The 12,949-nt window shown below is 63.0% G+C and carries 12 protein-coding genes; 9 read left to right on the forward strand and 3 right to left on the reverse strand.

Annotated elements, in window-relative coordinates; translation table 11 throughout:
- Nucleotides 1–47: 47 nt before the first annotated feature.
- The 3 genes from CAF76_RS16785 to CAF76_RS16795 all read left to right on the forward strand — a co-directional run bounded on the left by CAF76_RS16785 (nt 48) and on the right by CAF76_RS16795 (nt 1,962).
- Nucleotides 48–770, forward strand: coding sequence for an OmpA family protein (locus CAF76_RS16785; RefSeq protein ID WP_039771352.1), 723 nt, complete (start codon nt 48–50; stop codon nt 768–770).
- 162 nt (nt 771–932) lie between these two features.
- On the forward strand, nt 933–1,211 hold the full coding sequence (locus CAF76_RS16790) for a DUF1145 domain-containing protein (protein WP_085612355.1): 279 nt from the start codon (nt 933–935) through the stop codon (nt 1,209–1,211).
- Entirely contained in the window at nt 1,204–1,962 is a 759-nt protein-coding gene (locus CAF76_RS16795; RefSeq protein WP_039771355.1) for a collagen-like triple helix repeat-containing protein, read from the forward strand. Before CAF76_RS16790 ends, CAF76_RS16795 begins: the two co-directional genes overlap by 8 nt.
- A gap of 140 nt (nt 1,963–2,102) precedes the next feature.
- On the opposite strand, the gene CAF76_RS16800 is transcribed toward CAF76_RS16795, so the two are convergent.
- Nucleotides 2,103–2,567 carry a CopD family protein gene (locus tag CAF76_RS16800; protein WP_064382929.1) on the reverse strand — a complete coding sequence of 155 codons (465 nt, stop codon included), beginning with the start codon at nt 2,565–2,567 and terminating at the stop codon, nt 2,103–2,105.
- Between the two features lie 99 nt (nt 2,568–2,666).
- Between CAF76_RS16800 and dinG the strand changes: the two genes are divergently transcribed.
- The 5 genes from dinG (at nt 2,667) to pdxH (ending at nt 10,528) form a co-directional block, all read left to right on the forward strand.
- Entirely contained in the window at nt 2,667–4,811 is a 2,145-nt protein-coding gene (gene dinG / locus CAF76_RS16805; RefSeq protein ID WP_007952008.1) for an ATP-dependent DNA helicase DinG, read from the forward strand.
- 95 nt (nt 4,812–4,906) lie between these two features.
- Complete coding sequence (locus CAF76_RS16810; protein WP_085647841.1) at nt 4,907–7,387, forward strand: beta-galactosidase; 2,481 nt, start codon at nt 4,907–4,909, stop codon at nt 7,385–7,387.
- Nucleotides 7,388–7,493: 106 nt separating this feature from the next.
- Complete coding sequence (locus tag CAF76_RS16815; protein WP_085647842.1) at nt 7,494–8,639, forward strand: serine hydrolase domain-containing protein; 1,146 nt, start codon at nt 7,494–7,496, stop codon at nt 8,637–8,639.
- A gap of 113 nt (nt 8,640–8,752) precedes the next feature.
- Nucleotides 8,753–9,856 (forward strand): OmpA family protein, encoded by a 1,104-nt coding sequence (locus tag CAF76_RS16820; protein WP_085647843.1) that lies wholly within the window; start codon nt 8,753–8,755, stop codon nt 9,854–9,856.
- A gap of 24 nt (nt 9,857–9,880) precedes the next feature.
- A complete protein-coding gene (gene pdxH / locus CAF76_RS16825) occupies nt 9,881–10,528 on the forward strand; it encodes a pyridoxamine 5'-phosphate oxidase (RefSeq protein WP_085647844.1) in 648 nt (215 codons plus the stop codon).
- A gap of 5 nt (nt 10,529–10,533) precedes the next feature.
- Here pdxH and CAF76_RS16830 read toward each other — a convergent pair whose 3' ends face one another.
- Complete coding sequence (locus tag CAF76_RS16830; protein WP_039771369.1) at nt 10,534–10,770, reverse strand: hypothetical protein; 237 nt, start codon at nt 10,768–10,770, stop codon at nt 10,534–10,536.
- A 166-nt stretch (nt 10,771–10,936) separates the two neighbouring features.
- Between CAF76_RS16830 and CAF76_RS16835 the strand changes: the two genes are divergently transcribed.
- Nucleotides 10,937–11,401, forward strand: a complete 465-nt coding sequence (locus CAF76_RS16835; RefSeq protein WP_007969461.1) for a glycine zipper 2TM domain-containing protein — start codon at nt 10,937–10,939, stop codon at nt 11,399–11,401.
- A gap of 148 nt (nt 11,402–11,549) precedes the next feature.
- Here the strand turns inward: CAF76_RS16835 and nhaA are convergent, their stop codons facing one another.
- Nucleotides 11,550–12,737 (reverse strand): Na+/H+ antiporter NhaA, encoded by a 1,188-nt coding sequence (nhaA, locus tag CAF76_RS16840; protein WP_085647845.1) that lies wholly within the window; start codon nt 12,735–12,737, stop codon nt 11,550–11,552.
- Nucleotides 12,738–12,949: the final 212 nt, after the last annotated feature.

Raw genomic sequence — 12,949 nt, forward strand, 5'->3', positions numbered from 1 at the left:
TTACTCCTGTGTAACCGGTATGGGCCGGTGACACAGGAGCTTTAACGATGAGTGTTCTTACAAGGTCCGTCTTGCCGGTTCTGCTGCTGGGCAGCCTGTTGACCGGTTGCGCCACCCACAGCGATGGCACCGCTCCCCTCAATCAACGTACCTGGCCGATCTGCAGCCTTATTGGCGGACTGGTCGGCGGCGGTCTCGGCGCGCTCGAAAGCAGCGGTTGGGCCGGCGGAGGCGCTGCGCTGGGGATCCTCACCGGCGGATTGATCTGCTATGCCCAGGATGGCGATGAAGACGACGACGGCGTGTTCGATCGCCGCGACCGTTGCCCCGATACCCCGGCCAACACCCCGGTCGACCACCGTGGCTGTCCGCTGCCGCAATATCCGGTCACCGAGAAACCGGCCGAACCGGCCCCGCAAACCGAAGTCATCACCCTCAACGATGCCGGCAACGTGCTGTTCGACTTCGACAAGTCGGATTTGAAACCGGCCGCAAAAAGCCAGCTCGACACGCTGATGGACAAACTGCGCAATGCCGACGTGGTGAGCATCAAGGTCATCGGCCACACCGACAGCAAGGGTTCGGATGCCTACAACCAGGCGCTTTCGGAACGTCGCGCCAGCAGCGTGGCGGAGTATTTGCTGAGCCAGGGCCTGGCGCCGAACAAACTCACCAGTGAAGGGCGCGGCGAGAGTGAACCGGTCGCCGACAACAACACGGACGAGGGGCGTGCGCAGAACCGTCGGGTGGAACTGCACATCAATCGTTAGGATGGGTCTGTAGTCCGCGGGCTAGAGCTGTCGGTCGATGATCATCGTCGAACCGGCAGCCATCCGGCGGTGGATCGGTTTTTTTCATTTTTCCCTCTGGCTTATCCCCTGCAGAAGCCGTTACTGTGCGCCCAAAGAATAATTCGCAACACGGGGGAGCGTATGAAGGTGTTCTGTGGGCTGGGGCGATTGTTGACCCTGCTGTTCTGCTGCGTGGTGCTGGCCAATCAGCTGGTGCCGTTTGTTCATCCGCTGCACCTGCTGGTCAATCTGGCCGGCGCTCTGCTGCTGGCGATCCACGTGCTCGAAGTGCTGCTGTGCAATCGCAGTCTCAAGGGGCGTCCGCACCCCTGGCGTGATCGTGGCCGCATCCTGCTGTTCGGCGTATTCCACCTGCAAACCATCCCGGCCCCGGCCGCTCCGGAGGCTTCCCATGCGTAAACTCTGCCTGCTCGCTGCATTCATCAGTCCATTGGCCTGCGCCCAGGTGGTCAGCGTCGAAACCAACTCGCTGATGCGTCTGCCGAACACCGCCAGCACTTTGCAGTTGGAAAAACTGGTGGTCGCCGACTACGGCACCTTGCTGATTCCCTCGAACGTGACCGAGCTGAGTGTCGGTGAACTGCAACTGGGCCACGAAGCGCGTATCGCCATCGTGCCGAGCGAACAGGCGCTGGAGATGAAAGTCAGCCGCGCCGAACTCGCCGAAGGCAGCCAGATCACTGCCCGTGGCGCACCGGGCACCTACGAAAAAGCTGCCCGCGCCGGGCGCAATCTGAATCTGCAGTTCAAGGCGTTGAACGCGCCGAAACTGGTGGTCGATGCCCGTGGCGGCACCGGTGCGCCGGGATTTGTCGGGCTTGATGGCGCCAACGGTCAGGAGCCGGGTTGCACCTGGGGTCAGGCGGGACACGGTTTTGATGGCAGCAACGGCAGCGATGGTCAGCCGGGTGCACCGGGCGCGCTGGTGCGACTTGAAGTACCGCGCGAGTTTCCGGCCGAGCTGATCAAGGTCGAAGTCGCCGGCGGTGCCGGTGGGCCGGCCGGTCCTGGCGGCAAACCGGGGGCGGGTGGCAAGTCCAAGGGCTGTCTGGTGTATCGCGCCGACGGCGGCAAGAGCGGCAAGCCGGGGGCTGACGGGCAGCCGGGGCCTGCGGGTGCGGCGGGGTCTGTCACCGTACAGCGCCTGTAATCGATTGTTTGATCGTTCCCACGCTCTGCGTGGGAATGCAGCCCGTGACGCTCTGCGTCACTGGACGCGGAGCGTCCCTTGAGGCATTCCCACGCGGACGGTTCGACGCCTCGACGTGGGAACGATCAACGATGCTCTAGTCAGAACGAGGGGCGCGCAGCCGCCACCGCCACCAGCACCACCCCGACCAACAGGTTGAACCCCACCACCTTGCGAATCCGCCCCAGCACCGCCGCGCCCGCCGGCCAGTCCTTCGCCTGCACCGCCGTGCGCAGTTCGGGCAGCATCAAGGCCTGAATCCGGATGAACAGCGCCGTCATCACCACATACAACCCCATCATCACCTGCACATAACGCGGCGCGTTGTCGAAGGCGATGTGTTGCAGATGCAACATGCCCACCCCGGTCACCGGGAGCAGAATCACCGCCCCCCACACCCAACGAAAAAAACCTTGAAACACTTCCACCCAGAGCGTCAGGCGCCCGGGACCGTCCAGGGCCTTCATCGCCGCAGGGCGCAGCACCATCCAGGCGAAAAACATGCCGCCGACCCAAACCAGCGCGGCCAGTACATGGATGGGGTAAACGAGGCTAAAAGGTGTCATTGGGGTACTCCGATCTGCGCAGGATTGATTCGCGGGGTATGATAGCCCCCCATCCGAACCACTGAAAATTTATCCAGCGTTTTTTGCGCCCGACACTCAATGATCAGCACTGAACTCAAAACCACGATCCAGGGCGCCTACTCGCGTTTTCTAGAGGCCAAGAGCCTCAAGCCGCGTTACGGCCAACGCCTGATGATCGCTGAAGTCGCCAAGGTCCTCGGGGATATCGACACCGACGACGAAGGCCGGCGCAGTGGCGACCCCGCGATTGTCGCGGTGGAAGCCGGCACCGGTACCGGCAAGACCGTGGCTTACAGCCTGGCCGCGATCCCGACGGCCAAACTGGCCGGCAAGCGCCTGGTGATCGCCACCGCCACCGTCGCCCTGCAAGAGCAGATCGTCTACAAGGATTTGCCCGACCTGATGCGCAACAGCGGGCTGAACTTCAGCTTCGCCCTGGCCAAGGGCCGTGGCCGCTACATGTGCCTGTCCAAGCTCGACATGCTGTTGCAGGAAGGCCACGCACAGACCGCCACCGCCCAGCTGTTCGAGGAAGAAGGCTTCAAGATCGAGGTCGACGAGGCCAGCCAGAAGCTGTTCACCAGCATGATCGAGAAGCTCGCCGGCAATAAATGGGACGGCGACCGCGACAGCTGGCCCAACGCGCTGGAAGACGCCGACTGGGCGCGCCTGACCACCGATCACAGCCAGTGCACCAACCGCCATTGCCCGAACTTCGGCCAGTGCGCCTTCTACAAGGCGCGCGAAGGCATGGGCAAGGTCGACGTGATCGTCACCAACCACGATATGGTGCTGGCCGACCTCGCACTGGGCGGCGGGGCAGTGTTGCCCGATCCGCGCGACACCATTTATGTGTTCGACGAAGGCCACCACCTGCCGGACAAGGCCATCGGCCACTTCGCCCACTACACGCGCCTGCGTTCCACCGCCGACTGGCTGGAAACCACCGCCAAGAACCTCACCAAACTGCTGGCCCAGCACCCGCTGCCGGGCGATCTCGGCAAGCTGATCGAGCAGGTGCCGGAGCTGGCGCGGGAGATCAAGACCCAGCAGCAGTTCATGTTCACCGCCTGCGAACAGATCGCCGACTTCAAGCCCGGTGAAGATGTCGAAGGCCGCGAACGTCCGCGTCACCGCTTCATCGGCGGGGTGATTCCCGAGCACATGCGCGAGATGGGCATCGAGCTGAAAAAAGGCTTCGCCCGCCTCAACGACCTGTTCACCCGCCTGACGGATCTGCTCAAGGAAGGCATGGACGGCGAAGTCAACATCGGCATCGCCAGCAATCAGGCTGAAGAGTGGTATCCGTTGTTCGGCAGCCTGTTGTCCCGTGCCTCCGGCAACTGGGAGCTGTGGACCGCGTTTACCGCCGAAGACCCGGAAGACAACCCGCCGATGGCCCGCTGGCTGACCCTGGCGGAAAGCGGTTCGCTATTCGACATCGAGGTCAACGCCAGCCCGATCCTTGCCGCCGAAACCTTGCGCCGCAGCCTGTGGAACGTGGCCTACGGCTGTCTGGTGACCTCGGCGACCTTGACCGCCCTCGGCACTTTCGACCGCTTCCGCATGCGCGCCGGTCTGCCGAAAAAAGCCGTCACCGCCGTGGTGCCGAGCCCGTTCCATCATGCCGATGCCGGTGTGTTGCGGGTGCCGGACCTGAAGGCCGACCCGCGGGATGCCGCTGCCCACACCGCCGCGATCATCCGCGACCTGCCGGAACTGGTCGAAGGCTCGCGCGGCAGTCTGGTGCTGTTCTCGTCGCGCAAACAGATGCAGGACGTGTTCGACGGCCTCGACCGTGACTGGCGCAAGCAAGTATTCATTCAAGGCAACCTGTCGAAACAGGAAACCCTGAACAAGCACAAGGCGCGGGTCGATGGCGGCGATTCCAGCGTGTTGTTCGGCCTCGCCAGTTTTGCCGAAGGCGTGGATTTGCCGGGGGCCTACTGCGAGCACGTGGTGATCGCCAAGATCCCGTTCTCGGTGCCGGACGATCCGGTCGAAGCCGCACTGTCGGAATGGATCGAAGCCCGGGGCGGCAATCCGTTCATGGAGATCTCGGTGCCTGACGCCTCGCTGAAGCTGGTTCAGGCCTGCGGCCGACTGCTGCGTACCGAAGAAGACCGCGGCACCATCACCTTGCTGGATCGGCGGCTGGTCACCCAGCGCTACGGCAAGGCGATCCTCAACGCGTTGCCTCCTTTCCGTCGTGAAATATCCTGAGACATCGGTGGGCAGTTTTGCCCGCCGCGCTGTCTATCTCTCTGTCACTGCTTTTCCATTGGCCCTTGCGGGTCGTTAGGGAGAATTCCGTTCTCATGATTCGTCGTTCGTTGCCTGCCGTTTTTGCCCTGGTTTTCGCTGCGCCTTTATTCGCGGCACCTGCCGGCCAGCAGACCCTGTTCAACTTTGTTCGCCCCGCCGATGTGGTGAAAGTGGCGACCGAAAACGCCGACCTGCCGCAAGCCAACGCCGAGCAGACTCCCGAGGGTGAAGTGCTGCGCCGGGTGACGTTCAACCCGACGGCTCGCCCGACCTTGCGTCTGTCCCCGCAGACCGGTGCCTGGGACTGGTCGCAGTCCGGCATGATGAGCCTGCGCATCCAGAGCGCGATGAACTGGGCGGTGACCGTCTACGTGCAAATCCAGAGCAACGACGGCAAGACCCTGGTCAGCCGCGTGGACCTGCCGGCCGGTCCGGCGCAGACCTTGCTCGTGCCGTTGACCGCGACCTCGCCACTGAGCCAGGGCATGAAGGCCGGGCCGGTGATGCCGATGACGATCGACGGGCAGCGCATCCTGCTGGCGAGCAGCAGCGGTGAGCTGGATCGCAGCCAGGTGGTATCGGTCAGCCTGTCGATGGACCAGCCGAAAGCCGCGCAAAGTCTCTTGCTCGAGCGCTTTGGCGTGCAGGACGAAGGCGAGGTGATCAAATCCGCCTACGGCAATCTGGTGGATGCCTATGGCCAATCCACTCGCGGCAAGTGGCCGGAGAAAGTCGCCAATGACGAACAACTGAAATCCGCCGCCGCCAAAGAACAGCAACAACTGAACACCTGGCTGGCCGAGCGCGAAAAATCCTCGCTGGACAAGTTCGGTGGCTGGAGCAAAGGCCCGGCGTTCAAGGCCAGCGGTTTCTTCCGCACCGAAAAGCGTGACGGCCGCTGGTATCTGGTGACACCAGAAGGCCATCCGTTCTATTCCCTGGGCGTGAACACCGTCAGCCCGGAGGTCAACCAGACCTACGTGGCCGGTCGCGAATACATGTTCGAATCCCTGCCCAAACCAGGAGAGCCGCTGGCCAGCCACTTCGGCGAAGGCGACAACCGTGGCGGCAACGGCGCCGATCAGGGCCGTGGCTACAACTTCGGGCGTTGGTACGACTTCTACGGCGCCAACCTTCAGCGCCTGTATGGCGAGCCGTGCACTTCGGACAGCGGCAACAAGGCCGGCGTGGCCGAAGCCGCCAAGGCCGGGGCCGCTGAAGAAGCGGCGACCAACGCCAGTGCGCCGGTCGCCGCCTCCGAACAGCCGAAAGCCGGGGTTGCCGAGTCGGCAGCCACCAGTGGGCAAAGCGTCTCTGTACCCTGCAAAAACACCGTCGACGAGCAAAAGTGGGCCAGCCACACGCTTGATCGTCTGCAAGCCTGGGGCTTCAACACCGTCGGTAATTGGAGCGCCCCTGTCCTTGGCGACGCCGAGCGCATGCCTTACACCTTGCCGCTGTCGATCGTCGGCGATTACACCAGCATCAGCACCGGCACCGACTGGTGGGGCGGCATGCCAGACCCGTTCGATCCACGTTTCGCCATGGCCACCGAACGCGCCGTGGCGATTGCCGCCCGTGACCATCGCGATGATCCGTGGTTGATCGGCTATTTCGCCGACAACGAACTGGCCTGGGCCGGCCCCGGCGATGATCCGAAATCCCGTTACGCGCTGGCCTACGGCACCCTGAAAATGACCACCGACGTTCCGGCCAAACGCGCGTTCCTCAAGCAGTTGCGCGACAAGTACCGCAATCAGGCGGGGCTGTCGAAGGCCTGGGGCATTGATCTTCCGGCATGGGAATTGATGGAAGACCCGGGTTTCGAAGCGCCGCTGCCGAACCCGGAGCATCCGGAAATCGAGGCCGACTTCAAATACTTCCAGAAGGTCTTCGCCGACACCTACTTCAAGACCATTTCCGACTCGCTGAAATGGCACGCGCCGAACCAGTTGCTGCTCGGCGGCCGTTTCGCCACCAGCACCCCGGAAGCCGTGGCGTCCTGCGCCCAGTATTGCGACGTGCTGAGCTTCAACATGTACACCCTGCAACCGCAGGACGGTTATGACTTCGCAGCGCTGCGCAACCTCGACAAACCGGTGCTGATCACCGAATTCAACTTCGGCTCCACCGACCGTGGCCCGTTCTGGGGCGGCGTGACCCCGTTGAGCAAGGAAGAAGATCGCGGCCCTGCCTATGCCAACTTCCTCAAACAGGCGCTGAGCGAACCGTCGATTGTCGGCGTGCACTGGTTCCAGTATCTGGACCAACCGGTGACCGGGCGCCTGCTCGATGGCGAGAACGGCCACTTCGGTCTGGTTGGCGTCACCGATCTGCCGTTCCAGGGTTTTGTCGAAGCCGTGCGCAAGAGCAACCTGGCCACCGTCGATCAGTTGAGCAAAGACGCGCAGAAAGCGGCTGCCGCAGCGGTCAAGGCCGGCCACGAAGCCGAAGGCGGCCGCAAGGCTGACGCCGGCAAAGGCCCGGGGCAGGGCGCAGGCCACACCGGCGGGCATTCCGGCAACGGCCACTGATCAATACGAAACCTGAAGACCGCCCGGCCCGCAGCGGTTCCCAAAAGCCTCACGGGCTGGAACAATGCGGGCCACTTTGTAGAGCGTTTTCGCGGGGGAGTTGCGGGTGCAGATTCAGGGACATTACGAGCTTCAATTCGAAGCGGTGCGCGAAGCCTTCGCTGCACTGTTCGACGATCCCCAGGAACGCGGCGCCGCGTTGTGCATCCGGGTCGGCGGGGAAACCGTCCTCGACCTCTGGTCCGGTACCGCCGACAAGGACGGCGCCGAAGCCTGGCACAGCGACACCATCGCCAACCTGTTCTCCTGCACCAAGACCTTCACCGCCGTCACTGCGCTGCAACTGGTCGCCGAAGGCAAGTTGCAGCTCGATGCGCCGGTCGCCCGTTACTGGCCGGAATTCGCCGCTGCCGGCAAGGAATCCGTCACCCTGCGCCAGCTGCTTTGCCATCAGGCCGGTCTGCCGGCCCTGCGCGAATTGCTCGCGCCGGAAGCGCTGTACGACTGGCAAACCATGGTCGACGCCCTCGCGGCCGAAGCACCGTGGTGGACGCCGGGCACCGGTCACGGCTATGCCGCGATCACCTACGGCTGGCTGATCGGCGAATTGCTGCGGCGTGCCGACGGTCGCGGGCCGGGGGAAGCGATCGTGGCGCGGGTCGCGAAACCGCTGGGGCTGGATTTTCATGTCGGTCTGGCCGACGCAGAATTCCATCGCGTGGCGCACATTGCCCGTGGCAAGGGCAACACCGGCGACGCCGCTGCCCAGCGCCTGCTGCAAGTGACCATGCGCGAGCCGACGGCGATGACCACCCGGGCCTTCACCAATCCGCCGTCGGTGCTCACCAGCACCAACAAGCCGGAATGGCGCCGCATGCAGCAACCGGCGGCCAACGGCCACGGCAATGCGCGCAGTCTGGCCGGGTTCTACGCCGGTCTGCTCGACGGCAGCCTGCTGGAAAGCGAAATGCTCGACGAACTGACCCGCGAACACAGCCTCGGCGAGGACAAGACCTTGCTGACCCGCACCCGTTTCGGTCTCGGTTGCATGCTTGATCAACCCGACGTGCCGAATGCCACCTACGGCCTCGGCCCGCGTGCATTCGGGCATCCGGGTGCGGGTGGTTCCATCGGTTTTGCTGATCCGGAGCATGATGTTGCCTTCGGATTTGTGACAAACACCCTTGGGCCGTATGTCCTGATGGATCCGCGCGCGCAGAAGCTGGCGCGGGTACTTGCCACTTGTCTGTAAAGCGTCGTCCGAGGGTCCAGGGCCGGAACCTCATGGCGAATTTCGTTTCAAAGCGTCTGTTTATCCGGGCGAAAGTCCTCTGATTGTTCACTAATTATTTTTGTGGGTTTCCAATGTCGTCCAAACAAACTCTCGCCCTGGCCCTGTGTTTCGCAATGACCGGTTGTGCACAGACTCCGAAGAACGACGCCGATGGCGGCAGCTGGTGGCCGTTCGGTTCTTCCGACAAAGTCGCAGCCAAGGAGCCGGCTCCGGCGCCTGCACCGTTGAAGCCGGCCGCCACCGCGCCGGTGGCCAAGGCCGAGAGCAGCAGCCCGTGGTACTGGCCGTTTGGGTCGGACGACTCGGCGGCCAAGCCTGAAGTGAAAGCTGAGGCCAAACCCGAGGCCAAACCGGTCGAAGTCGCCAAGGCTGAAGCCGACAAGGGCGGCAAATGGTGGTGGCCGTTCGGCGGCAAGGAGCAGGACACGGCCAAAGTCGTGCCGATGCCCGATCCGAAAGTCACTCAAGCCTGGCTGGATGACTACGAACCGCGCCTGCGCACCGCGATCAAGGACAGCAATCTGCAACTCGAACGCCGTGAAAACGTGCTGGTCGTGACCGCGCCGGTGGAAGGCTCGTTCAACCCGGATCGCCCGGCCATGCTGCTGCCGGTGACTCTCGGCCCGTTCACCCGCGTCGCGAAAATCCTCGAAGCCGATCCGAAAACCGCCGTGTTGGTTCTCGGTCACAGTGACACCACCGGTGCCGCTCCGGCCAACATCAAGCTGAGCCAGGAACGCGCCCAGGCCGTGGCGGCGATCTTCCGCCTCAGCGGTCTGCAGCGTGATCGCCTGATGCTGCGCGGCATGGGTTCCGAAGCACCGCGTGCCGCCAACGACAGCGTTGAAGGTCGCGCCCTGAACCGTCGTGTCGAACTGCTGGTGACCCCGCAGAACACCATGGTCGCGCTGCTGAGCAAATACAACATGCCGGCACCGAAGCCAGTGACCATGGTCGCTGTTCAGGACGTCAAGCCTGCCGCCAAACCGGTGAGCCCGGCGCCAGCTGCGAAGAAAGCCGCTGTACCGGCCACCAAAAAGGCCCCGGCCAAGAAAGCCGCTGCCAAGGCTCCAGCGAAAAAGGCCCCGGCCAAGACTCCGGCGAAAAAGACCGCGCCCGCCAAAGCCGCTGCAACCGACAAGAAAGTCGCTGCGACCGATACCACCAAAAAGTGATCCGCTAACGAAAAGGAATGCGCCGTGACTCAGTCTCTGGCAGATATGCGTCGTGATTACACCCGGGACGGCCTGACCGAGGCGCAAGCCCCGGCGGAGCCCTTTGCGTTGTTTCACCAGTGGTTTGCCGAAGCGGTGAAAACCGAACAGGCGCCAGTGGAAGCCAACGCCATGACCCTGGCCACAGTGGATGCGGACGGCCGTCCGCATTGCCGCATTCTGCTGCTCAAGGGGCTGGACGAGCAGGGCTTCACCTTCTTCACCAACTACGAAAGCGCCAAGGGCCAGCATCTGGCGGCGAACCCGTTCGCTGCCATGACGTTCTTCTGGCCGACCCTCGAGCGCCAGGTGCGGATTGAAGGGCGGGTGCTGAAGGTCTCGCCTGAAGAGTCTGACGCGTATTATCAGGTGCGGCCGCTGGGCAGCCGACTCGGCGCCTGGGCCTCACCGCAGAGCCGGGTGATCAACGGCCGGGGTGAACTGGAAGACTTGCTCAAGGCGACCGAGCAACGCTTCACCGACACTCAGCCTCACTGCCCGGAACACTGGGGCGGTTACCGCCTGCTCCCCGAGCGCATCGAGTTCTGGCAGGGCCGCGCGAGCCGTCTGCACGATCGCCTCAACTACCGTGTGCAGGGCGCCGATTGGATTCTTGAACGTCTGGCACCCTGAGCAGTCTACCGAGCGGGATAGCCTGCCGCAGCGGCTTCGAGCCACTTCGGCAGGTCCCGACGCTTGATCTTCTGCGCCTGAGCCTGCTCCAGCCGTTCGAGCATGAACGCGCGTTTGCCTTCATCCTTGCCGGCCAGTGACAATGCCAGATCGCGATCCATCCAGCGTTTGATCCGTACATACAGCCACCAATGGAAGTACAGACCGGCGGCGGTGGTGACGACAATGATGAAGTAATCCATGGAAATCCTTGGGTCGGCGGCGCAGGAAATGGAATTTGGCGCTACTGTTGGGTGAGTTCGCGGGCGCCTGTACCGGGCCTGAATGAAAGCAACTTAATCCGGGCGACGCTGTGACAGGCGTCAAGCTGCGGAGTTTAATGAATACCTGTCCTTTGGAGTTGATGCTATGCGTAAGTCTGTTCTGCTGGTTGCTTCCTTTTCCACGATGGCGATGTTGCTGACCGGCTGCCAGTCGAGCCTGACCGGTGACTCCTACTCCCGTGACGAAGCGCGTCGCGTGCAGACGATTCGCATGGGCACCATCGAATCCCTGCGTCCGGTGAAAATTGAAGGCACCAAGACCCCGATCGGCGGCGCTGCCGGTGCAGTGGTTGGCGGCGTCGGTGGCAGCGCGATCGGCGGCGGCAAAGGCAGCATCGTTGCAGCCGTTATCGGTGCCGTGGCTGGCGGCCTGATCGGTTCGGCCACCGAAGAAGGCCTGACCCGCACCCAAGGTGTTGAAATCACCGTACGTGAAGACGACGGCAGCATGCGCGCCTATGTGCAGCAAGTGCAGGAGAATGAAGTGTTCCGCGTGGGTGAGCGGGTACGGATTTCGACCGTTGGCGGGACCAGCCGCGTTTCGCACTAAGCGCAAACGAGCGGTAAAAGAAAACCCCGATCAGGTGACTGGTCGGGGTTTTTTGTTGGGTTGCGCCATTAACGAAGCAGGAAAATCGTGGCTGTAGGACGCGTCTCTAAAGACGTGAGGATTGTTCGCTACAGCGATCCACGGAGTATCAGGAAGGCAACGCGGTGTTCTTTCTGCTCGCAGCCGCCGTCACCGCATAACCGATCAATGCCGCAAACACCGAGCCGGTGAGAATGCCCATTCGGTCCATCCCGGCGTATTCACTGGCGCCCGGCACGAAGGCGAGGGAGCCGACAAACAGGCTCATGGTGAAGCCGATCCCGCAGAGGATCGCCACGCCCAGCACCTGGCCCCAGTTGGCGCCGTGGGGCAGGGCGGCGATGCCGATTTTTACGGCGAGCCAGGTCAGGCCGAATACGCCGAGGGTCTTGCCCAGCAGCAGGCCGACGGCGATGCCCATCGGGACGTGGTGGGTGAAGCTTTCGGCGGTCACGCCGGTCAGCGACAGGCCGGCGTTGGCGAAGGCGAACAGCGGCAGAATGCCGTAGGCGACCCACGGGTGCAGCGCGTGTTCTAGGGCCAATAGCGGCGAAGGCTCGGCATTCTTGGTGCGCAGCGGGATGCAGAATGCCAGGGTTACGCCGGCCAGCGTGGCGTGGACACCGCTCTTGAGCACGCAGACCCAGAGAATCAAACCAATGATCATGTACGGCCCGAGCTTGACCACCCCGAGCCGGTTCATCGCCACCAGCGCCGCGATGCACGCCGCCGCCAGGCCCAGCGACAGGGTCGACAACTCACCGGAGTAGAAGATCGCAATGATCACGATGGCACCGAGGTCATCGATGATCGCCAGGGTCATCAGGAACAGCTTCAGCGACACCGGCACGCGCTTGCCGAGCAAGGCCAGTACGCCGAGGGCGAAGGCGATGTCGGTGGCGGTCGGAATCGCCCAGCCATCGAGGGCGGCCGGGTTGTCGCGGTTGAGGAACCAGTAGATCAGTGCCGGCACCAGCATGCCGCCGATCGCCGCCGCACCGGGCAGGACGATCTGCGACGGCTTGGACAACTGACCGTCGAGGACTTCGCGCTTCACTTCCAGGCCGATCAGCAGGAAGAACAGCGCCATCAGGCCGTCGTTGATCCACAGCAGCAGAGGCTTGGCGATTTTCAATGCGCCGATCTGCGCCACCACCGGGGTGTCGAGCAGGCCGTTGTACAACCACGACAGCGGCGAGTTGTTGATGATCAGAGCCAGGATGGCCGCGGCGATCAATAACAGACCGCTGGCAGCTTCCAACTGAAAGAAACGCGTGAAAGTGCTACGCAGAGGCAAGGTCGCTCTCCATCGATAAAGTCAAAAGGTGGCACACCCTAACCCGTACCGTTAGTTGTTAAAACAAAAGTTATATTCTTTTTTGTTATATATGGTTACAGGCATCGGCCCCCACGTGCAGGAGAGCCTAGCAGTTGCCCAAGGGATTGAAGTTCAGCTGTATCTGTCGGTGCCGTAGGTTTTTTCCTAAGCTTGGGGGCTGAGCCTGTAAA

The organism is Pseudomonas sp. B40(2017) (genome assembly GCF_002112855.1).
Lineage (GTDB): Bacteria > Pseudomonadota > Gammaproteobacteria > Pseudomonadales > Pseudomonadaceae > Aquipseudomonas > Aquipseudomonas pharyngis.

Excerpts from the sequence above, each read along its gene's own strand:
- CAF76_RS16785 (WP_039771352.1), top strand. The coding sequence starts at position 48 with ATGAGTGTTCTTACAAGGTCCGTCTTGCCGGTTCTGCTGCTGGGCAGC.
- CAF76_RS16790 (WP_085612355.1), top strand. The coding sequence starts at position 933 with ATGAAGGTGTTCTGTGGGCTGGGGCGATTGTTGACCCTGCTGTTCTGC.
- CAF76_RS16795 (WP_039771355.1), top strand. The coding sequence starts at position 1,204 with ATGCGTAAACTCTGCCTGCTCGCTGCATTCATCAGTCCATTGGCCTGC.
- CAF76_RS16800 (WP_064382929.1), bottom strand. The coding sequence starts at position 2,567 with ATGACACCTTTTAGCCTCGTTTACCCCATCCATGTACTGGCCGCGCTG.
- dinG (WP_007952008.1), top strand. The coding sequence starts at position 2,667 with ATGATCAGCACTGAACTCAAAACCACGATCCAGGGCGCCTACTCGCGT.
- CAF76_RS16810 (WP_085647841.1), top strand. The coding sequence starts at position 4,907 with ATGATTCGTCGTTCGTTGCCTGCCGTTTTTGCCCTGGTTTTCGCTGCG.
- CAF76_RS16820 (WP_085647843.1), top strand. The coding sequence starts at position 8,753 with ATGTCGTCCAAACAAACTCTCGCCCTGGCCCTGTGTTTCGCAATGACC.
- CAF76_RS16830 (WP_039771369.1), bottom strand. The coding sequence starts at position 10,770 with ATGGATTACTTCATCATTGTCGTCACCACCGCCGCCGGTCTGTACTTC.
- CAF76_RS16835 (WP_007969461.1), top strand. The coding sequence starts at position 10,937 with ATGCGTAAGTCTGTTCTGCTGGTTGCTTCCTTTTCCACGATGGCGATG.